Raw genomic sequence first — 21972 nt, 5'->3', positions numbered from 1 at the left:
AGCGATTCTACCCGTCGACCCGCAAGGGTCCTAACCCCAAGACGCCTTCCACCCGGCCCGCCGATAGGGCCAGCCTTCCGAAGATGCGGAAGTACAATGCGTATGATCGCCCTAAGGCTTCTTCGGCAATGGCATAGTGGCCGGCGTAATTCTTCTCCGAGGGGAGTTCGTCCAAGGCGTAGTCGGCCAAATCCGATGGCGAAGACCCGAACGGGTATTCCACCCCCCGCAGCCCCTTCCCGATCGCCTCCAATTCCAGGCGGATGGCGAGAGCGTAGGTCTTAAGCTGGGCATCCACTTCCGGCGCGCTCTCGTTGCCTTCCAGGTTCTCGAGCAAGATTCCCATCCCATGAAAAGAGCGTCGCAGGGATTCCAGGCGCGCTTGCACCCGGCCGAGGGCCGCCAATACCGGTAAGAGCCGCGAAGCCTCGCGCGAGCAGGACCTCGCGTCCAGCAAACGCTTCCGCACCTCGACGTCGTCCAACAATCGTAAGGCCGCGGCCAGGCGGCGGCGCATAGCGTCTTCGAACCCGACCATTCCGATGGCCAAGGCGCGCTGCTCGGCTTCGGATTCGCGGAAAACCGCGCCGGCTTGGGCGGCCCCGCCTTCGCGCAACTGGAAATCGCCCGGCTCGATCCAGAAATTCGCCCGCATGAGCGCCAAGGCCTGGACGGCATCCAACATACGCGCATCGGCGGCGGCATAGGCCCGCGAGCTTTCGCTGGCCTTGGAGAACCCGGACTCGAGCCGCTGCCGGGCGTCTTCCAGACGGATCCGCCAGCGCGCGCTGGATTCGGGAGACAAGCCGGCCGCCGCGTCCTCGTCCCCATGCAAGGGCAGGTGGCCCTCCTCCGCGTCCGGGGCCATGTCGGCGGCGTTCAGCCACAACGGCCGCAGATTGGAGAGCATGCCGAGGAAATAACCGGTCACCGCCGCTTCGCCGACTTGGATCTCGCTTTGGCCGGACACCAGATCGCCGGTCGCCATGACGCGGGCGGGATTGAACTCTTCGCCCAGATCGGTACGGTAGAAGCCCAAGGTGGCCTTACGTGATAGGGCGACGAAGTCGGAGAAAAGCGTATGCGCGGGCCCGGCGGCGTGGAACATGCCCCGCGATGCCGCCCGACGCGCTCGGCGAACGCGTTCGGCCAGGCTGGGATGGGTATCGAACCAGGTAGTGCGTTCGGACATGATGGTCCGTTCCATCCGGCGGCGCACCTCGGGGATGAACACGCGCGTATGCGCCGCCACCAGGGCGGGAAGATCATCGGCCAGGTTGCCTTCGCGCAGGGCCAGCCCTAAGCTCCGGTTGGCTAATCCCCAGGCCGCTTCGATCACCTTGGCCTCCAGCACCATGGACGCGAACGTTTCGCCCCCGACCAAGCGGATGGCCGCGTTATCCGCCTGATGCTCCATCTCGCGCAGCAACAGGCAACTGACCGCCTGCCCGGCACGGGCGTGGGATCGCAAGATCCCACGCGCGGTGACGGAACAGGCGCGCCCGCACCAATAGAAACCATAGAGCATGGGATCAATGCGGTCGGAGCGGGCCGCCAAGTCGCGTTCCCAGGCATCCTCGTGCGCGGATGCGCGAGCGAACCATTGGTTCACCCGGCGGATGCCGTGCACCAGGCGCATGGCTGCGCCCTGGCGGAAATGCCCGAGCTCGTGGGCGAGCACCGCGGCGAATTGGCCCAGTTCCAGGCCGCGTACCAACGGAAGCCCCAACACCAACTCCAAACCGCCGTTCCAAAAATTCTCCCGGCCCGGGGCCAGGCGGGCGCACGCGTTCACGTCCATGCTCACCTGGATGCGCACGGGGGTCGGCGAACCGAGGGAATTGCAAATCTGCTGGACGAAGGCATGCAATCTCGGTTCCTGCTCCGGGCGAAGCACCAAATCGGGGCGGGAGCGCCGATGCCCGCTGACGAGAGGGCGGATGAGGAACAAGGCGATGCCCGCGATCATGAGCAAGCCTAACGCGTACGCCAATCCCGGCAAGAAGGCGGACTCGGGACCGATCAGCCAGCCCTGGTGGCTTACGGCATGCCATCCCAGGATCCAAAGGGTCCCGAAACAAAGGGCCGCATAGCCCAAGGGCAAAAAGACGATGGCGAGGGCGACCGACACGAGCCCGATGCCATAGGCGATCGGCGGCCGTTCGTCCGCGGGAACGCGGCGCCGCAAACGCAGGCGACTGGCCGGGCCGGGCAGCAAACTCAAGGCGCGCATCCCCGGATTGTAAGGGACGGGGGCCGATTGCCGCAACGCGCAGGCGCCGGGACGGAGGTCTCGTGCAAGTTACCCCTATCCGGCTGGCCCGCCGCTTCGTAGCCGAGGATTACCCGCTTTTGGGTTTACTTGGGAATTTGGAATTCTTGGGTATGCCTGCCGGACGGGAGCACGCGTGAATAGGGCATCGGTTCCCTTGCCGCATGCCGATTCCCGAGCGTACAATGGATACGATTGCCCGATAGGCGAATTCCGCATGCCGACCTCTGGGTAAAACGATTGGGAATATGCCAGATACCCCGGACTTCACCCCGGTTCCCCACCAGGAAATCCCCGAGCGGGCCGCAGGGGCGCGCCAGATCGCATTGGTCGGCTTGAACCGCGCGACCGCGGAGCTGTTGCCGAACTTGCTGGACGCGCAAGGCATCCAAGTGGTCAAGGTGCTCAATCCCGATTTCGAGGATCTGAGCCGACTCACGACCTATCCGCATCTCGAAGTGATCATCGATACCACCCGGAATCCATCCATCGCGGCGCGCTTGCGTAAGCTGCCGCTTAAGAAAGTGGACGTGATCAGCGGTCTGGGGGCGCGCCTATTGATCTGCGCCGTACGGGACGGCCATTCCGAATCCCGGGACACGGCCGCCCGGGCCTTAGACGAGATCCGCGGCGCCGCGGGCCCCAACAAGGATCGACGGGCCATGTTGCAGGCCATCCTGAACGCGGCGGTCAAGACCTCGCGGGCGGACAGCGGATCCCTGATGCTTCTCGATCCTTCCCGCCGCCAGTTGACCATCGAAGCCGCTTGCGGCCTGGAAGAAAGCGTCGTCGTCTCTTCGATACAACGGGTCGGACAAGGCATCTCCGGCTTCGTTGTCAGGCATCGCGAAGCCGTGATCATCAACGGGGCCGTGGACCAACAGGCTTTCGCGGCGGAATACCAGAGGCCCGAACTCGTTTCCGCGATTTGCTGCCCCCTGTGCTGCGAAGGGGAAGTGTTGGGGGTTATCAATCTGGCCAGCCGCAACAAGGCCCGCGTCTTCGTTAAAACGGACGTCGAAGCGCTGGAAGAGTTGGCGCGCGTCGCGGCAGAGACGGTGCGCTACGGACGCGAAGGAGAAGCGGGGGCCGGGCAGGGACAAGGGCAAGGACTGCTCAATAGCGTGCGCGACATATTGGGCATGCGCTATCGATTCGAAGAGCGCTTGAACCTATTGCTCATGAAAATGGCCAATACCTTCGGGGCCAAGGCCTGCACCTACTATCAATTCAACGCCACCGAGCGCACCTTCATGGCCAAGGCATCCAGCTCCATGAGCGGAATCCTCCTCAAGGAACGGCCGATGCTCCTGGACGACATCTTCGCGCAGCGGCTGCTCAAGACCCCCCACGGGTTTTGCGTCAACTCCGCGGGAAAGGAGCCGCGGGCCAAGAAGTGGTACCTGTTGCAACCCATCCGCACGGGAACGGAATTGGCCGGCGCGTTGTTCCTTTACCTGCATTCGGAACGGAACCATTTCAAGGACGAGATGCTCCTGCTCAAGCGCATCGGGGACATGCTCTCCCGCGAAGCCGCCAAGCATCTGGAACTCGAATCCATCAAGGTCCAGTCCCTCAAGTATTCGGCAATTTCCCAGTTCACCGCGGATGCGGCCCGGGCCGCCGATCTTCCCGAACTCTCGCGGATGATCCTGGCCAACGTTCGCTTGCTGGTGGATGCCGATTCCTGCGTGCTGCGTTTGCGGCACGGCTCCGGAGCCGAGCCGGAAGTCGCGGAAACCTTGAGCCAACGCGATCCTGTTTGGATGAAGGACATCCTGGCCGTGGACCGGAAGCTCTCGGGCGAGGCCGCTTCCTCCGCGGCTTCAGTGCGGATCGATAAGCTTTCCGATTCCCGGTTCGGGACGGACATCCACGCGGCGGAATCCGCCTTGGCGGCGCCCCTCAGCATCGGAGGCGAGGTGGTCGGCACGCTTTCGCTTTACGACAAACGCTCCCAGGATCCCGCCGGCCCCAAGGCGTTCGCGGAGGAAGACCAAGACGTGTTGGCGCATTTCGCGACGCAAGCCGCCAAAGCCCTCTCGCGCTTCCGGCCCTTCCTGTTTCCCGTTCCCGCGGCCGTGGAAACGGCGATGGCCGGCCCCTAAGGACCGGCCAACCGAGCTCCTCGATTCTTGATCAGGAACGGACCGCGTCCAAGGCGGACGCGGGATCGGGCATTCCTTCGGGTTGGGATTCGCCCATGTCCCGGAAATCCCCCCGCAGGGCCTTCAGGGCGTACTTCTCCTCTTCGATCTCCTTACGCGAGCGCAGGCCCAGCGTTTTCAGGAACTGTCCGGGGGCGGCCAAGCGCCCTCGGGCATGCGCGAAGATGAGGGGAAGGACCATCCAGGCCAATAGCCGCCATAGGCGCGAGCCCAGCATCCCGAAGATCAAGGCCAGTACGCCGGCTCCGGCCAGCCCTAGGGTGGCCACGGTCTCGAGCTCGGGTTCGTCCTCCAAAGCGGCGAGGCGATCGGATATGGACTGGGAACCCAGGGACCCGTAAAAACGGACGCTATCTTTCACCGAATCGGTTTCCAGGGAAGCGGGCGAGACCATATCAACCCCGCGCATTCCGATCGAGAACGGGCTCGCCCGATTCGATCAGGGATTTGAAACGGCGCAGATCCTCATCGACCATTTTGGCGGGATCCTTGCCGAAGAATTTCGCGAAGGCCTTGCCGGCCTTGCCCCCCGGCGGCGCGTATTCCAGGTAAACCCGCAACTCGGTGGCATTGCCGTCCTGGACGGGTTCGAAGAGCACCACGCCTTTGGTTTCGATGTCGGCGTTCTCCAGCGAACGCCAGGCGATTTTGCGATCCTGGCGCTCATCGGTGATCTCGGCGTCCCACTCGATGTCCAAGCCTGCCGGCGCCGTCGCCACCCAATGCGAGCGGCGCTCGTCGATGGTACGAACGGATTTCAGATGGCGCATTACCCGGGGCAGGTTTTCGAAATTGCGCCAGAAGCGGTAAGCATCCGCGGCGGAAGCTGAAAGGCTGATGGATTTCTCCACCGTAAAGCGTTCGCCCTTACCCGCCTTTTCCGCGAGCTTCGCGAATGCCTTGCTCGTGTCGATGCCGAGGGCCCGGTAGAGGAAGCTGCGTCCCAGGGCGCCGCGAAGCAGCAGGTTCCCTCCGGCCAGGGCCAGGAGCCCGCCCGTCCAAGACCGCCTACGGATGCCGTAAGCGATGAGCGCCCCGCCGATCACGGCCGAGATCCAGCGTTCGGGGATCGAAACATTCATGCCGAAGGTAGCGCGTTCGCCCGGATTTTCCGTGGCCGCATCCACGCCGGCGATATCCGCGGAAATGGGATTCTCTTCCATGGCCATCCTCCCAGCCGAAAAGGTTTGTACCCCTCAAGATAAAGTTGTTGCGGGACGGGTGGAAGAAGAATCCATGTACCGTTCCGAATTCCCTTTCCCCAACACGATGCGGACCACGTGCGCTTTCCCGTCATCGGGAACGTCGATGGCGTCGAAAGGCGGTTCCCGCTTAACGCCGTCGATTTCGCAGGCCACCATGAAGCGCCCGTCCCCTTCCGGATTGGAAACGGAAATATCCCAGATGGATCCGCCGCGGCGGTAACGCATCCCGTACCTCCGCCAATCGCGCGGCGGGCAGGGGACGATCCGCAGGCGATCGCCTTGGACCCGGAATCCCAGTAACCACTCCAGGCCCACGCGGTACATCCATCCCGCCGATCCCGTGTACCAGGTCCAGCCTCCGCGGCCCACGTGCGGCGCCACCGCATACACGTCGGCGGCGGCGACATAAGGTTCGACCTTGTAGCGATACACGCCCGCCCGCGTGGCGGCATGGTTCACGGGGTTGAGCAAGGACAACAGCTCCGCGGCCTTATCGCCCTCCCCTAGCGCCGCGAAAGCGGCTACCACCCAGAGCGCGGCGTGGGTATACTGCCCGCCGTTCTCGCGCACGCCGGGGAGATATCCCTTGATATAGCCCGGATCCTGCGGAGCCTTGTCGAAGGGCGGGGTGAAAAGGAGGACAAGGCCCTCCGCTTGGCGCACCAGGTATTCCTCTACGGAGAACATGGCCTGGCGGGCCCGCGCGGGATCGGCGGCTCCCGAAAGCACCGCCCAAGATTGGGCGATGGAATCGATCCGGCATTCCTGCGACTGGGAAGATCCGAGCGGCGAACCGTCGTCGAAATAGCCGCGCCGATACCAATCGCCATCCCATCCCGCCGTCTCCATGGCCCCGCGTACGCGCTCCGCATGTTCCCGCCAGATACGGCCACGCTCATCCCCGCGCGCCTCCGCCAAATCTGCGAAGCCCTTCAGGTTGGGGATCAGGAACCAGGCCAGCCAACCGCTCTCCCCCTTGCCATCCTGCCCCACGCGGTTCATGCCATCGTTCCAATCGCCGCTCCCCATCAACGGCAGGCCATGCGCCCCGAGCCCCATGCTCCGCTCCAGGGCGCGGGCGCAATGTTCATAAAGGCTGTCGGTGTCCTCGCTCTGCGTGGGCTGGAAATAGGCGTCCTCGCGTCCTTCCGGCACTTCCGGCCCATCCAACCAGGGCGCTTGCGCCTCGAGGATGGCGGCATCGCCCGTGGCCTCCAGATAATGCAGGACCGCGTAGGGCAGCCAAAGGCGATCGTCCGAGAAATGGGTGCGGACCCCGCGGCCCGAAGGCGGATGCCACCAATGCTGGACGTCCCCGGCGCGGAACTGCCGGCCCGACGCGCGGAGGATTTGCTCGTGCGCCATTTCCGGGGCGAGGACGCACATGGCCATGACGTCCTGCAATTGATCGCGGAAACCGAACGCGCCGCCCGCCTGGTAAAAGGCGGTCCGGGCCCATAGGCGGCAGGCGATCACCTGGTAAGGCAACCAGCGATTGAGCAGGAGATCCAGGGATCGATCCGGTGTCTTGACTTGCACCCCGCCGAGCAGGCTATCCCAGCGCTGCCGCGTATCGGCAAGGTTCTTTTCGTGATCAATGTCGCGGTATTTCTTAATTAGGGCGGCGGCTGCCTCGTCGGAATCGGCCTGTCCCAGGGTGAATACGATCTGGGCCTTGCCGCCGGGAGGCAATTCGATCAAAACCTGCAGGGCCGCGCAAGGATCCAGGCCGGCGCCGCTGCGGTTGGACAAGGGCTCCACGCGTTGCAAGGCCAAGGGTTGGGCCCGGGATCCGTTACGCCCCAGGAATTCGGCGCGATCGCAGGTAAAGGAGGATTGCCGGCCCTGCAGATCCGCGAAGGCGACCGGCTCCGCGAATTCGGCGATCCAGGCATTTCGCGCGGTAAGGGCGCCGGTGGCCGGGTCGCGACGCGTCACGATGTGCTGGGTGGCCATCCCCCGCACCGGGGCCAGCACCCACTCCACGTAGGCGGTCACGTCCAGTTGGCGGGTCTTGGGGGAAACGTTTTCCAGGACCAGCCGCGAGATCTTTACCGGATCGCTTTCGGGAACCCATTGGGTGAGTTCCAAGCGGATCCCTTGCGAGGCATGCATGTACCGCGTATACCCTTGCCCATGCACGGCCACATAGGGCCGCCCGGCCAAACGCACGGGCAAGGCCGTGGGCGTCCACACTTCCCCGCTTTCGCGGTCGCGCACGTACATGGCTTCGCCCGGGGAATCGGAAACCGGATCATCGGACCAGGGCGTCAGCTTGCGCTCGCGGCTATTCCCGCACCACGTGTAACCCGATCCCGCCTCCGATGCGATGAATCCGAAATGAGGATTGGCGATAACATTGATCCAAGGGGCGGGCGTCCATTGCCCTTCGCCTAGGATGATCTGGTACTCCTTCCCGTCCGGGGTGAATCCGCCCAGGCCGTTGAAGAATTCGAGATAGGGCCGTGGGGGCGGGACCACGGGTTGCGCCGAGGCTTCCCGGCGCCTATGGGGCGGAGCGGCCGGCACCGGCACTCGCCGCATGCGCATGACCTGATCGGAAAGGCTGCCGCGGCGGGCGGAGAGCACGACGCGAGAGCAGGCTTGGATCAATAGACGGTCCTCGGCGGGAATCCGGTCCCGTCGCAGCAGGAAAACCCCGCCGCGCATCCCTTCGCCGCCTCCCCGACGCATGCGCAATAAACCCTCCAATTCGTTCTGCTGGGGCTGGAAATACGATTCCGACGGGTTTTCGTTGAGGAGCACCAGGTCCACGTCCAGGCGCTTCATTTCGAAGTACGCATGCGCCTTCAGAAGATCGCGCGCCAGGTTCCGATCACCCGCCTCGTCGAAGGCCGCGAAGATGATGGGCAAATCCCCGGAGATGCCGTAGGGCCACAGCGCGTCCTGCCCCTTATGGTTCAACGCCAGCAGATCCGGAGAGGGACGGAGCGCCGGGTCCGGATAGAACAGCCGGTTGGCCAAGCGCTGGTACAAGCGCGCCTCGTCCGGGCCCACGCCGAGGTGGCGCAATTGGACCTGGGCCTGGGTCCAGGCCAGGGTCGCGACCCGCTCGAAAGTGGAAGCTTCGCGATACTTGTCCGCCAGGGCCAGGGCATGTTCACGGGTGCCGCTGATAAAGGTGGCGAACACCAGACGGACCTGTCCCCCTTCCGGAACCCGCACGCGCCGTCTAAGGCTGAAAACGGGATCGAGTACGGCGCCGGCCGTATTCGACAAGGGTTTACCGTCGGCGACGGAAACCGGATCGCGGACCGTGCGTCCGCGGCCCAGGAAGCGGGCCCGATCGGTTTCGTACTGTAATCCGCCCGCCACCTCCCCTTCCACCCCGCAAACGTGGGCCGCCCAGATCGGCTTCTCCGACGCCGAGCGCGGCCGTCGCGTCGCCAGCAAGGCCGATAGTGCGGGGAGGAATTCGGTTTGCACGAACAAATTGGAAAAGGCGGGATGGGCGATGTCCGCTTCCTGCGGAGCCAAGGCGATTTCGCAATAGGAGGTGATCTCGATTTCGCGATCACGACTCCCTTTATTCTCGATTGTGATGCGCCTCACCTCGGCATCGTCCTCGGGGGAGATGACGACCTCCATGCGCGTGATCAGGGATTCGTCGCGCCTTTCGATCTCTATCTTGTCCTCGGCGAAGACGGCCTCGTAGAGGTCCGGATCCGATGCCAATGGCTGATAGCCCGCGGACCAGGTCGCGCCGCTTTCGCCGTCCCGGAGATAGAAGTACTGGCCGTAATCGTCGAGTACGGCATCCTCGCGCCATCGCGTCACCGCCAAGGCTTGCCAGCGGCTGAAGCCGGATCCCGCAACGGTCATGAGCACGGAATAATTCCCGTTGGACAGCAGATGGGTGCGCGGGACCAGCTCATGCGGCGTGGTGAACCTGTGCAGAACCGGTTCGATGGACGCTTCTACGCGGGCCGGGTAGGATGCCTCCCAGGCATTGGGCAGGGATACGGTGACGCCCTTGGGCAGGCGTTCCTGGAGGAGGGGATCGACCGCGCGCACGATGGGCAGGGAATGGAAACGCTCTTGCATGCGTCCGCCCAGCAGCACGTCCCCCAGGGCCACCAGCATCATCCCCTGATGATGCGCGAAGTAGGCGCGCACCACGGTGGCGCGCTCGCCCTCTTGCAGACGGGCCTGGGTATAATCAATGGCCTCATAGAAGCCGTAGCGTCCCTCGGCCCCCGCCGCGCGCAGGCTCTCCAGGTTCGCGGCCGCCGCCCTGGGGGCGACCATGGCCGCCAGCCCGGTCGCATAAGGCGCTATCACCCGATCCTCGGAGAGCCCCCGTTTCAGGCCCAAGCCCGGTACGCCGAAGGAGGAATACTGGTAGGTCATTTCCAGATCGCGGATGTTATAGGCTGCTTCGGAAACGCCCCAGGGGATGCCGAGCTCGCGCCCGTATTCGATCTGCCGCTTCACCGCGCTGCGACAGGCCGAGTCGATAAGGCTGCCGGGCGGCGATCGCATCACCAGCTGCGGCATCAGGTATTCGAACATGGAACCCGACCAGGAAAGCAGGGTGGCCCCGCTGCCCACCGGCGTAAGCGTACGTCCCAACCGGAACCAATGCGAGGGCGGCGCGTCCCCTTTCGCCACCGCAAGGAAACTGGTAAGGCGCGCTTCCGAGGCGAGCAAGTCGTAAAAAGACGGATCGAGCGCTTCCTCCCGGACGCGGAAACCGATCGCGAACAATTTGCGTTGCGGATCGATCAGGAAACGGAAATCCATGCCCAACGCCAGACGTTCGGCCGCCGCGGCCAGGCCCGCGAAACGATCCATCAGGGAACGCGCGGCCGTGGCGGCATCCACCAAGGCGGCGGCGAAAGTGGCCGCCTGTCCCTGGGCCAAAGGGGTCGACGCGCCGGTGTCCGATCCCAGGGACGGGACTTGGCGTACTTCCGCGGCGGCGGCCAGGCAGCCCTGTTCCAATTCGGCCAAGGTCAAGCGTCCATGCAAGAGCCGATGGGTGGCGGGGATCGGCAGGTCGCATAAGGCTTCCAGGGTGAGCCCGGACCCCGCCCATGGGAAGAGAGCCTTCACGTCCCCGGACAGGCCTTCCAGGGAGCTTCGCATCAGTTCGGCGCGCGACTGCAGCTCGATGGTTCCCGGCTCCTTCTGCTCGAGCGCCAGCGTGCGCGCCACGTCGACCACGGTATCGGCGAGGGCCTCCCATTCGCGCACCCGCGCCGACCATTCGCCCGCATCCGCCGGAACCGGCAGCAGAACGCCCTCCAAGGCCTCCAGGGCCTCGATCATGTGCCGTTTCCCGAAGGCTTGCACGCGCAAGTCCCGCGGCAGGGCCTGGGCCGCGTCCCGCACCAGATGGATGAGATCGGCCAATCCTTCTTCCAGGGAAGGGGCGAGGATTTCCGACTCCATGTATTCGCGGCAGGCGCGAGCCAAGGTCAGCAGATGCCCGGCCAGGTTCCCGCTATCCACCGTAGAGATGTAGCGTGGCTCCAGGGGCCGCAGATCCGTCGTGGAATACCAGTTGAAGAAATGGCCCCGGTAACGCGCGAGTTTCCCCATGGAAGCCAGCATCGCCTCCAACCTCCCGGCGGCCTCCTTTAGCCCGATCCACCCCATATCCCGCGCGGTGGCGATGGAGAGCAGTCCCAAGCCCATATTGGTGGGCGAAGTACGATGGGCCACCACCGGTTTGGGATCCTCCTGGAAATTGTCCGGGGGAAGGAAATGATCCTCGGGGCGGATGAACTCCCGGAAGAAACGCCAAGTCTTAAGCGCCGTCTCACGCAGGGCCAGCCTTTCCCCGGAGGTGAGCATGTCGTCGGCGCGGGAACGTTTCGGGGCTCCCGCCATCATGGCCAGGGCCGGGGAGGCCATCCACAAGGCTATCCACGGGGCCGCGAGCCGCAGGCTTTCGTTGCGGCCCAGGGCGGCCAGGCCGGCGGCCAACCCCACGGGCAAGATGGCCGCGGCCAGCATGTTCCGGTAGGCTCCCCACAGGCCTTTCTCCCGTTGGGTCGCGGCTTGCGCCGCCGTCACCCACTCCAGCAGGCTGCGGCGTCCGATCGCCATGCGCCAGAGGGATCGCAGCATGGCATCTCCGAGCAGCCAGGCCTGATGCGCCAAAACCACCAGATTGAAAAGGTAATGGGCCAGGCCTTGCAAGAGCAGCTCTCCCGTATCGCGCAAGTAACGGGCGTAAGCGGTGCCGGCGCGGGGCGGGGCGGCGGCTTCGGAAGCGGAGACCAGATAAGGAAGGCACAGGGCTACCAGCACCAGGGCGGTCCAGGCCCCCGGCGCTTGGGCGGCGAAAATCCAGCCCAGGGCCAGGGAGAGGAAGGCGCACGGGGGCACCAGGGAGCGCCGCAAATTATCCAGCATCTTCCAGCGGCCCAGGAACGGGAGCCCCTTGCCGCGCAGGCCCAGGATCCAGGGAAGCAATTGCCAGTCCCCCCGCGCCCAGCGATGTTCCCGGGCGGCGAATGCCCCGTAATGCGAAGGGAATTCTTCCAACACTTCCACATCGCTCAAAAGGCCGGAGCGGGCGAAGATGCCTTCGAACAAATCATGGGACAGCAGGGTATTGTCGGGGATGCGGTCGCGCAGCGCGTCTTCGAAGGCGTCCACGTCGTAGATGCCCTTGCCCGCGTAGGACCCTTCGCCGAGCAGATCCTGGTATACGTCCGAGACGGCGGCGGCATAAGGATCGATGCCGCACGGCCCCGCGGTCACCCAATGGAAGAAGGTGCGCTCGCGATCTTCGGGAAGGCTGGGAACCACCCGGGGTTGCAGGATCCCGTAACCGCCGGTGACGCGCCCCGAACGCGCGTCGAAGCGGGGACGGTTCAAGGGATGCGCCAGGCAACCCGCCAGCCTGGCGGCGCCGCCTTTGGGAAGCCGCGTGTCCATGTCCAAGGTGATGACGAACTTGACGTCCCGGGGAATCGCCCCTTCCCCGCCCGCCGGGGCCAGATAGGTCGTATCCCGGGCGCCCCGCAGGATGCGGTTCAGCTCCTTCAGTTTACCCCGCTTCCGCTCCCACCCCATCCATTTCCCCTCGCGCTCGTTCCACGTCCGCTTCCGGTGCAGCAGGAGGAAGCGGGAGCCGCCATCGGGAAGGGCGCCATAGCGCTCGTTCAAATCGGCCATGCCTTCGCGCGCGCATTCCAGCAAGGCTTCGTCCCCGGCCATGGATTCGGATGCGGCATCGATCCAATCCGTCAGCAACGCGAAACGGATATCGCCATCGGAATTGGCCAGGTAATGCACTTCGAGTCTCTCCAGCAAGTCGCGGATCTCCTCCGGGTCCCGGAGAAAGGCGGGTACCGCCACCAAGGTGCGGCATGCGGAAGGGATGCCGTTCCCGAAATCGAGCTTGGGCAGGATTCGCGGTGGCAGGAAGCTGATGAGGAACCGGTTGACCAATGCCAGGGCGCCTTCGGAAAGCGGGGCCGAGCCCAGGATGCCGAGGAGCAGCAACGGGGCCCATCCCAGTCCGCTGCCGGAAAGGGATTCCAGGCCGTACCAGGCGAACAGGGCGGTGACCGCCAGTACCGCTCCAGGGTAGATCCATTTCCCGTGGGCGCGCAGGATGCGCGCGAAGGCTTCCCGGGAACCGGTGCGATATCCCAGGTCGCCTTCGAAGGCGAGGCGCCCTTCGCCGAACAGGACGAAGCCCACTTCGCCGGTGGCCCCGGGCACGCGCTCCCCGGCGGCCCGCACCGCCCTTTGCGCCACCTCCGTTTCCGATCGGCCGGATCCGCGCGCCAGATCCTCGATGGCGTGCCGATACAGATCCCGCGACGGGAAATCCAGATCGGAATAGAGCGGCGAGGCATGCAGGATGGCTTCCACGGAACTGGCGTCTTCGAAGAAAGCCTTCCAGTCCAGTTCCAACACCAGGCGCATGCTGGTGATGATATTTCTCACCGAAACGTTGAGGGCGGCCTGGGCCTGATGCTCCTGCCGGATGATCTCCTGGGCCGAAATGCCGCGGCGCGCTAGCTCCCCGTCCAGCCATTCCAGGGGGCGGGCTTGCGCGGGAGCTTGATCCTGCACCCGCTGGAACAGCTGCACCGCGAAAGCGGAGAAGTACGGCGACTCGGCGAAATCCTCCCAGTCCCCGGGCTTAGCCTCGGGGGCGGTCCCGTCCTGGCCGCGCAACCCCAAGAGCGCATCGGCGACGCGATCGGCGCGAAGCCGCGCCTCGCGTCCGCCCACCACCATATCCGCCATGCGGCGCAAGTTCTCGATCAGGGCCACCCGCAAGGTGATCGCAACCGCCCAAAGCTCGCCGATGGTCAGTTCGGTTCCCCTCTGGTAGGCCCGGATATAGCGGGACAGCAAGGCGGCCTCGAGGCGGCTGTCGGTATGTTCGATGTAACCGCAAACCATGGCGTACACGCGCGGATAGCGGGCGAAAGGGCCGGATGCGAGCTTGGGGAGATCGCGATAGTAGGACGGCGGCAAATGATTGCGGATTTCCCGCAACTGCTCGTCCACCACGTGGAAGTTGTCGGCCAGCCATTCCGCCGCGGGCGTTATGCTGCGATCCGCCCGCACCATGCGGGATATGGAATTGTAGACGGCACGAAGGGCGGCCCCGTTCTGGTCCACCTGCCGCAGCAAGGGAACGCCCCGGCGCCCGGGGCGGGCCTTACCATGGGCCTCGGCGAGGCGCGCGGCGTATTCCTCCAAATGCTCGGCGCTGAAAATCTCGCCGCGAATGGGGAAGTGCCCGGAAGGGGCCGTTTCGGTGAGGGTAGCCGCGACTTCCGCCATGTCGCGGTTCAGCGATCCGGGGATGAGGGACGGGAAACTTCCCCAACCACCTCCACCGTCTCCTGTCCGCCTCGATGCAGGGCGATATCGCCGAGGGAGACGATGCCCACGCAGCTGCCTGATCTATCCACCACCAGGATGCGGCGCAATTGATGGGATTCCATCTCGCGAACGCATTCCTCCACGCTCGCGTCCTGCCGCACCGAGACGGGCCCTTGGGACATCACCTCCTCGGCGTTCATGTCGAGGGGGTTCTTGCCCTCGGCCACGGCGCGCACCACGATATCGCGATCCGTCACGATGCCCATCGGTTTCCACTTTTCCTGGTCCTCGACCACCGGGATGGCGCCGCAATCGTTCTCCGCCATCATCCGCGCCACCTCTTCCAGGTTGGTTTCGGAAACGCAGCAGACGGGGTTCTCGGTCATGATTTCACGGATTTCCATGTGAGACCTCCTTGCAGGCCGCGTTCCCCCGGATCGGAACGGTCGAAATGATAACCGCCTCGATCCAGGGAAGACCGGCCTTAGGGTTGAAACAATCTTTTTGGAAGGAGGAAGGGGAGGAAATTGGATCCGGCGGAAGGAATTCGGGGCGCCGTTCGCCCCTAATTTCGAAAAGGGATCGCTAAACACCCGTCTCCAACCGGCTCTTGAAGCGGTGCAGCTCCTCGTCCAGCAATCGGTCGGGATGGTTGCCGAAAAGCTTGGCGAAGACGCGCCCCGTCTTGCCCGCGGGCAAAGCGTATTCGAGATGAACCCCCATCTGGGTCCGACCCCCTGCCAGGGCATCCAGGACGATGGCGCCTTCGCTCTTGAGCGCCGCCTCCGCGGCGGAATGCCAGGCGAGCTTGCGGTTGGCCCGGTCCTCCGTGAGCTCGGTCTCCCAAGCGAGATCGGCGCCGGCCGGCATGCGCGCGGTCCAGCGCGAACGGGCGCCGGCAAGCGGTTCGACGGATTTGAGATGGCCGAACAACCCTGTCAGATTCTCCAGTTCCCGTAGATGCCGGTAGATTTCCTCCGCGGTGCGGGAGATGACGATGGATTTATCGATGCGGATGAGATTGGCGGTCTTGTCCTGTCCCGGAAGCCCCTCCCCCGTCGCGGTATTGATGCCCAAAGTCTTGTAGAACAAGCTGCGGCCCAAGGCCCCGCGCAAGAGCAGGACCCCGCCCGCCAGCACGAAGAAAACCCCGCTCCAACGACGCTTGCGCAAGCCGTAGGCGACGAGGCCTCCCCCCAGGGCGGCGGAACCCCAACGCTCGGCCTCCGAGACGTTGATCTTCATATTCCGGAAATCGTCCCAAGCGATCAGGGGTTTGGCTTCGTAGCCCTCGGTATCGACGGAGTCCAAGCGGGGATCGGTGGGTTCCATGGGGGCCTCCAGGGAAAAGTTGGGGATCGAACCAGAGCCGTTTCTACCAAGATAACCTTCTGGGCCGGATCCACGGTGCAAAGATGAGCGGGCGATCCGGTTCCGGATACTAATTTTGCTGACCAAGCCAAGCCGACAGGAGCCATCGATGCGGAGAACCCAGGGGAATATCGGCGGATTGACCTTACCCTCTTTCCTTATCCTGCTTGCCGTTTCCATCGCGCCGACCTTCTCGATCGCCAAGGATAGCTTGCGCGTCCTGGCGGACAAAAAAGGGATTATGCTGGGAGCCGCCGCCGGCACGGCCTTCTTCGGAAGGGACAGTACCGTCTTCAAGGCGAATCTTAAAAAAGAGTTCAACGCGCTGGTGGCGGAATACCAGATGAAGTTCGGCCAAATCCAACCGACGCGCGGAGATTTCAATTGGGCCGCTGGGGACAGGATGCTGGCATACGCCGATACGAACCACATGAAGCTCCGTGGGCATTGCCTGGTTTGGCATAAGGAAGCGGCATGGCTCGAAACGACGCAGTTCTCCAAGGAGGAAATGTACGCCATCCTGAAGACGCATATCCAGACCGTGGTGGGCCGGTATAAAGGCCGGATCCCGCAATGGGACGTGGTCAACGAAGCCATCTCCAACAATCCCGACAGCACCTACCGCAATACCTTCCTGTTCCAGAGGATGGGGATCGAATTCATCGACTCCTGCTTCCGCTGGGCCCGCTTGGCCGATCCGGACGTCCAGCTTTTCTACAACGACTATTGGAACGAAGGCTTGGGAGCCAAATCGGATAAGGTCTACAACTTGCTGAAAGGCCTTAAGGATCGCGGCGTCCCCGTCGATGGGGTCGGTTTGCAATGCCACTTCCGTTACGATTCCTTGCCGAGCTTCGCGGACATGGATACGAACATCAAGCGCTTAGCCGACCTGGGTTTGCAGGTGGCGTTCACCGAGGTCGACTTCCGGGTTCCGCTTCCTGCGACTCCCGCAGCGCTCCAAAAGCAAAAAGAGGATTACCAAGGAGCCCTCCAGGTCTGCCTCGCGAATCCCAATTGCAAAACCTTCATGATCTGGGGAGTTACCGATGCCTATTCCTGGGTACCGGCCTCTTATCCCGGCTGGGGCGCCGCGCTGCTCTTGGATTCGGCCTACGCCCCCAAACCCGCTTACGACGGCATCTGGACGGGCCTGGGCGGCGTTCCGGACGGGATCCTCGCTTCGGGCCCTCCCCTACGCGCCGCGCAGCCGTTCTTCCCCGGGTGGTTCGGTTCGGGATCGTGGGATGCGCTCGGGCGGGAGCGGAGGCGGAGATAACGCCGGGACTATACCAGCAGCCGGACCTTGAAACGTTGCCCCTTGATCTTGTTCCCGGTCAAGCGGGCCAGGGCCTTCTGCGCGAACCGGCTTTCCACCGAAACGTAGGCCTGGTAGTCCATAACGTCGATCTTGCCCACGGCTTTGCCGTCCAGCCCGTCCGCGCCGGTCAAAGCGCCCAGGATGTCGCCTGCCCGTAGCTTGTCCTTCCGGCCCGCGGAAATGCATAGGGAAGCCAGTTCCGAAGTCAGCGGCTCGCGCGCGTCCGCGTCATCCCATTCGAGGGGCCCAAATGGCACTTCGAAACCCAGGAAGGCGCTCGCGGCGGCAATCTTATGCCGTTCCGTAGGTAATGCCAGGGTGAAGGCAAAGCCGGAATTCCCCGCCCGTCCCGTACGGCCGATGCGATGGACGTAGGCCTCCATATCATGCGGCACCTCGAAGTTGATCACCGCGCCCAGGCCTTGGATGTCCAGCCCCCGCGCGGCGACATCGGTGGCCACCAGCACCCGGCAGCTTCCGTGCCGGAAGCGGATCAGGGTTTGCTCCCGCTCCCTTTGCTCCAGATCGCCATGCAAGGCAGCCGCGGCGAATCCCAGATCGGACAAGTGCCGCGCCACTTCCTTAACCGCGATCTTGGTATTGCAGAAAACGAGCGCGCTCTCGGGTTGCCTGAGGGATAGCAGGGAGGCGACGGCCGTCAGCTTGTTCTCCTGCCCGCATTCGATGAACTTTTGCTCAATGCGGGAATCCGCCGGATCGGATTCGATATGCAGGTGCGCCGGGTCGCGTTGGAAACGATCGCTCAATACGCGGATGTCTTCCGGAAAGGTGGCGGAGAATAGCAAGGTCTGGCGCTCGCGCGGCAACACGGAAATGATTTCGGTAATGTCCCCGAGGAAACCCATATCCAGCATGCGATCCGCTTCGTCGAGCACCAAGGTTCGCACCGCGCCCAGCGAAAGCGTTTCCCGGCCGAGGTGATCGAGGATGCGGCCCGGCGTTCCCACCAGGATGTGCGCGCCGTTCCGGAGCGCGGTCTTTTGCAGGGCTATGGCCTGTCCGCCGTACAGCGCGACCACCTTCACGTTCCCCAGGTATCGCGCCAGCTTGCGCAACTCCTGGGATACCTGCAGCGACAATTCCCGGGTGGGACAGAGGATCAACGCCTGCGTCGCGGTTTCCCGCGCGACCAGCTTTTGCAGCAAGGGAATGGCGAAGGCGGCGGTTTTGCCGCTTCCCGTAGCGGCTTGGGCGAGGAGATCAAGGCCGGCCAAGGCGATGGGCAGGGCTTCGGCCTGGACGGGAGTCATGGCTCGATACCCGAGGCTTTCCAGGTTCTCCAATTGGAGGGCGGGAAGGTTCAGTTCGGAAAAAGGGAGGGATGACACGGGGCTAACTTAACAAGACGGACGCTTGATTGCGGCACCGGGGATGGATTTGATGCTAATATCGATGCGGCGGAAGACCCCCTATTTCACGGAAGGGTTGCATGGAAAACGAATCCCTGCGACGGCTCGGCGAACTTAGGAACGAGCTGGAGTGGAACCCCAACGATCAGGGGACGGCGGCGGCCATGACCCGGCTTTTGCACGAATTGGGACTGGTGGAATTGGGGCGCGAATTCCTGAAGGGATTCGTCGATTGCCATAAACCGGACGCGCAACTCGTGGACTTGGCCAAGGAATTGCAAATCCCCATCCGGGAGTGGTCCGATCCCCTCCAAAGCGAACTCTACCTGCGCGTCTTGGGTGCGCTTCCCGCGATGACCCTTAGCGGCACGCGGCCTCCGGAAAAGTTCGAATATATAAGCGTACTGCTGGATACCGTATACGGCTGGATCCTGAAAGATCAGGAGCGATTCCTTTTCGAAAAGGTAAAGGCGTTGCCCGATGGCGCCGTGATCCTGGAAATGGGCGCCTGCCGTGGCAAGAGCACGGTCGCCATGGCCTTCGCCTGCGTGGGAACGCGCAAACGGATTTTCTCCGTCGACACCTTCTGCGGAAACGAAGGGTTGATGGGCAAGGTCGAGGAGTTCCAGCCCGTTTGGGAGGGAAACCTGCGGCGCTTCGGCCTGGAAAAATACGCGACGCCTCTGCGCGGATTCACCACCGAGATGGTTCCCCAAAGGCACCTCTATCCCCCTCCGGACTTCGTTTTTATCGACGCCGCGCACGAGTACATCGATGTGCTGGAGGATTTCCGCAACATCTACCCGTACGTAAAGGATGGCGGCTTCATTTCCTTCCATGACGTGGAAATGGGCTGGCCCGGCTCTTGGCGGGTCTGGAAGGATTACGCCCAGGACCTGCTCGTCGATCTGGATTATTCCAGTAGCCTCGCCTGCGGCAGGAAGGTGGCTGGACGGCCGTTCCGGAGACGGCCGGGCTGCCCGCCCGGTTTCGATTTCGCCGGCGAGGTGTGCGGCGAATACGCCCGCATATTTGGCCCTGACCATGCCCTGATCGGGGCCCTGCGGATCAGCCTGGCCGGGGAGATGGGGAGCCCCGCGGCCCGGGAGAAGCTCTTGGCGGCCGACAAGCGCATCCAGGAAGAGCCCGATCCGGGTTTCCACTCCACCCTGCGCGACCTGATCAATTCCAAGGACGGAGGCATAGACGGCCGGCTACGTTTCTGGTACGGGCTAAGCCTGCTCAGGCAGAATAGGTTCGCCGATGCCTTACCGCATTTCGAAGCGGCGGGACGGGTATCCCGGCCTTTGGGCGCCGACCGGCTGGCCCCTTATTTGGATCAAATACGCCAGGGCATGGGAGATGCCTGGCCCGTTCCCCCGACGCGTTCCGAAGCGGCCCTGCAGTTCCAATCCCTGATTAAGATCACGGATACGGCTTTCGCCATCGGAAGGAATGCCTCGCAACTCCTGCGCGGCCTGGACTGCGCCAGCAAGGCGATCATCGATAAGGATGTTTCCGCCTGCAAAAAATCACTTTATGAAAACGGGATCGACGCCTTGGGGACCTGGGATGAATTGGGAGAGGGATCGGGCGATGCCCTGCTCTGCGACGGTGGCCTGGAGTGCGAGCCGGAACCGTTGTCGGTTTTGCGGAAAGGATTCGCGAGCCTGGCGCCGGGCGGCATCGCCATATTCGTCGTGCCCGCGGGAGGCGCGAACGGAGGGAACGCCGCGAATACCTCGGCGGACCCGCTGCCACTCTATGCCTGGAATGAGGCCACCCTGCGTAATCTCTTCGCCGCGGCCGGATTCGCGGAGGCCGCCATTACCGGACTGCCCGACGGCGGCGGGATGCGCATCGTCGCGCAAAAGCCGGCCTAGTTTTCCGTAGTCCCCGCCGATAGTCCGCAATGTTTCCGTTCTCCGCAGTGAACGGAAGCTTTGCCAAGGGTCCGGCAGGAGCGCTGACGCGGGTGTACTTTCTGCCCATGCGTAAGGCCGCGATCCGCATCATGATAATCGGAGCCATTTCGGCTCCGGTTTCCGCCCAGCCCGTATGGAAGAGATTACCTGTTGGGGAGTTGCATTATCATGCATCCGCCGGGAATCGCCCTTTCATGGACTATCGCGACCATGTAAAGCTGTTGGCGAATCGTATGGCCGGGGATGGGAAAGGCGCGTTATACCTCTCCGACGACAGCCTCTTTTGGATGAGCCTGGACTATGGGGATTCTTGGCATTTTCACCGCCTCTCCCCTCTCCCGGGGCAGGACATCGTTCAGGACACGCTTCCGGCTCCATTCTTTGCCGACCCTCAAGGGGCCGTGCAATGGGGGGTAAGCTGGTATAGCTGGGACCAGGGGAGAAACTGGGGATACCGATCCGGCGTTCCGCTAAAGGAAGCCTCCGCGGTCGTCCAAGTCAAACCCGCGACTTACTTGGCATCCTTCCAAGGGTTCGACGATAGGATCCGGAACACGAATGATTCCGGCCTGACGTGGAAGGAAAGCCATGCGTTGGGCTATTACTTTCCGGTGTTGCAGTTCGAGGCACCGGACTCGCAGTGGGTTTTCGGATCCGGCGCGCGGTTGCTGATCAGCCGCACGGGAGGCGCGACCTGGACTCAATCCGGGGCCACCTCGGACGGGCTGTTCCCGTTTAAGATATCGCTACAAAGGACCGACTCGGGCTGGACCTTGTGGGCCATATACGATTCCGCGTCCTTCCAAGAGGGCGGTACCGTGCACGTTCCGGAACTTCTTCGTTACCGCAGCGCGGGCGCGCCCGATTCGCGACCGTTCGCGCTACCCGACTCCGCCCTCACCGCCTTCCGCGTGCAGGACGATGGGACCCTCTGGTTGGGAACCTGGGGTAAGGGCATATTCTCCAGCACCGACCTGGGAACAACTTGGATCGCGCGCAACCAAGGGCTAGGGGATCTGCGGATAGAAACCTTATACCGTAGTCCCGAAGGCACTCTTTTCGCGATCACTCCGGAAGGAGTTTATCGCCGAGGCGACCCGCCACTTGCGCTCTCCGCATCCCCCAAAGGCCGGGGTCGGCATGCGCCGCCAGCCGATAACCCGCGCTTCTTCCGATTGTCGGGCGGCCCCTTCGATTATCTACCGGACGGACGCCGCTTGCCGTCGCATTGACGCCCGATGCCTTGATACCGTTGGCACGGGTCCATTAATGCGGGCGCATTCGCGGATATAAGATTAGGTTAGGGGGATGATTTCCCGATTTCCCCTCGCCGCCGGGATGGGTTGCGTCCTCCTCGCCGGCTGCATCGAGAATAGCATCGATAAAAGCACCGAACCCGCCACCCAGATCAAATACGGCGTTTACCACAGCGATTATGGGGCTGCCGGGCGCTCCCAGGCGCATGAATCCGAAATGGTTCTCGAAGCCGATGGCCGGTACCATTTCTTCGAAAT

Annotated in this window: 12 protein-coding genes; 5 read left to right on the top strand and 7 right to left on the bottom strand. The window is 63.6% G+C overall.

Translation table 11 applies throughout. The features are described 5' to 3' along the window. Window positions 1-7: 7 nt before the first annotated feature. Window positions 8-2224: a M48 family metalloprotease gene (locus JF616_12110; protein MBW8888491.1), complete on the bottom strand. Its 2217-nt coding sequence runs from the start codon at window positions 2222-2224 to the stop codon at window positions 8-10. Between the two features lie 296 nt (window positions 2225-2520). On the opposite strand from JF616_12110, the gene JF616_12105 reads away from it, so the two are divergent. Then, on the top strand, window positions 2521-4380 hold the full coding sequence (locus JF616_12105) for a GAF domain-containing protein (GenBank protein MBW8888490.1): 1860 nt from the start codon (window positions 2521-2523) through the stop codon (window positions 4378-4380). Between the two features lie 31 nt (window positions 4381-4411). Here JF616_12105 and JF616_12100 read toward each other — a convergent pair whose 3' ends face one another. From JF616_12100 to JF616_12080, 5 genes are all read right to left on the bottom strand, one after another. Next, window positions 4412-4834: a hypothetical protein gene (locus JF616_12100; GenBank protein MBW8888489.1), complete on the bottom strand. Its 423-nt coding sequence runs from the start codon at window positions 4832-4834 to the stop codon at window positions 4412-4414. 1 nt (window position 4835) lies between these two features. Next, a complete protein-coding gene (locus tag JF616_12095) occupies window positions 4836-5522 on the bottom strand; it encodes an SRPBCC family protein (GenBank protein ID MBW8888488.1) in 687 nt (228 codons plus the stop codon). Window positions 5523-5636: 114 nt separating this feature from the next. Further along, complete coding sequence (locus JF616_12090; GenBank protein MBW8888487.1) at window positions 5637-14429, bottom strand: phosphorylase; 8793 nt, start codon at window positions 14427-14429, stop codon at window positions 5637-5639. 8 nt (window positions 14430-14437) lie between these two features. Further along, window positions 14438-14857 carry a CBS domain-containing protein gene (locus tag JF616_12085; GenBank protein MBW8888486.1) on the bottom strand — a complete coding sequence of 140 codons (420 nt, stop codon included), beginning with the start codon at window positions 14855-14857 and terminating at the stop codon, window positions 14438-14440. Between the two features lie 199 nt (window positions 14858-15056). Continuing rightward, the gene (locus tag JF616_12080; protein ID MBW8888485.1) at window positions 15057-15803 is read right to left on the bottom strand and encodes a DUF2892 domain-containing protein; all 747 of its coding nucleotides are present in this window, start codon (window positions 15801-15803) and stop codon (window positions 15057-15059) included. 148 nt (window positions 15804-15951) lie between these two features. On the opposite strand from JF616_12080, the gene JF616_12075 reads away from it, so the two are divergent. Continuing rightward, the gene (locus JF616_12075; GenBank protein ID MBW8888484.1) at window positions 15952-17121 is read left to right on the top strand and encodes an endo-1,4-beta-xylanase; all 1170 of its coding nucleotides are present in this window, start codon (window positions 15952-15954) and stop codon (window positions 17119-17121) included. Between the two features lie 8 nt (window positions 17122-17129). Here JF616_12075 and dbpA read toward each other — a convergent pair whose 3' ends face one another. After that, entirely contained in the window at window positions 17130-18512 is a 1383-nt protein-coding gene (gene dbpA, locus JF616_12070) for an ATP-dependent RNA helicase DbpA (protein MBW8888483.1), read from the bottom strand. Between the two features lie 101 nt (window positions 18513-18613). Between dbpA and JF616_12065 the strand changes: the two genes are divergently transcribed. From JF616_12065 to JF616_12055, 3 genes are all read left to right on the top strand, one after another. Continuing rightward, window positions 18614-20416 (top strand): class I SAM-dependent methyltransferase, encoded by a 1803-nt coding sequence (locus JF616_12065; GenBank protein MBW8888482.1) that lies wholly within the window; start codon window positions 18614-18616, stop codon window positions 20414-20416. A 236-nt stretch (window positions 20417-20652) separates the two neighbouring features. Beyond that, entirely contained in the window at window positions 20653-21690 is a 1038-nt protein-coding gene (locus tag JF616_12060) for a hypothetical protein (protein ID MBW8888481.1), read from the top strand. 76 nt (window positions 21691-21766) lie between these two features. Next, the coding region (locus JF616_12055) for a hypothetical protein (protein ID MBW8888480.1) at window positions 21767-21972 on the top strand (206 nt) is incomplete at its 3' end.

It is taken from the genome of Fibrobacterota bacterium (genome assembly GCA_019509785.1).
Taxonomy (GTDB): domain Bacteria; phylum Fibrobacterota; class Fibrobacteria; order UBA11236; family UBA11236; genus Chersky-265.
This window is presented reverse-complemented; position numbering and strand designations above follow the sequence as displayed.

Excerpts from the sequence above, each read along its gene's own strand:
- JF616_12105 (MBW8888490.1), top strand. The coding sequence starts at position 2,521 with ATGCCAGATACCCCGGACTTCACCCCGGTTCCCCACCAGGAAATCCCC.
- JF616_12100 (MBW8888489.1), bottom strand. The coding sequence starts at position 4,834 with ATGGTCTCGCCCGCTTCCCTGGAAACCGATTCGGTGAAAGATAGCGTC.
- JF616_12095 (MBW8888488.1), bottom strand. The coding sequence starts at position 5,522 with ATGAATGTTTCGATCCCCGAACGCTGGATCTCGGCCGTGATCGGCGGG.
- JF616_12090 (MBW8888487.1), bottom strand. The coding sequence starts at position 14,429 with ATGGCGGAAGTCGCGGCTACCCTCACCGAAACGGCCCCTTCCGGGCAC.
- JF616_12085 (MBW8888486.1), bottom strand. The coding sequence starts at position 14,857 with ATGACCGAGAACCCCGTCTGCTGCGTTTCCGAAACCAACCTGGAAGAG.
- JF616_12080 (MBW8888485.1), bottom strand. The coding sequence starts at position 15,803 with ATGGAACCCACCGATCCCCGCTTGGACTCCGTCGATACCGAGGGCTAC.
- JF616_12075 (MBW8888484.1), top strand. The coding sequence starts at position 15,952 with ATGCGGAGAACCCAGGGGAATATCGGCGGATTGACCTTACCCTCTTTC.
- JF616_12065 (MBW8888482.1), top strand. The coding sequence starts at position 18,614 with ATGGAAAACGAATCCCTGCGACGGCTCGGCGAACTTAGGAACGAGCTG.
- JF616_12060 (MBW8888481.1), top strand. The coding sequence starts at position 20,653 with ATGGACTATCGCGACCATGTAAAGCTGTTGGCGAATCGTATGGCCGGG.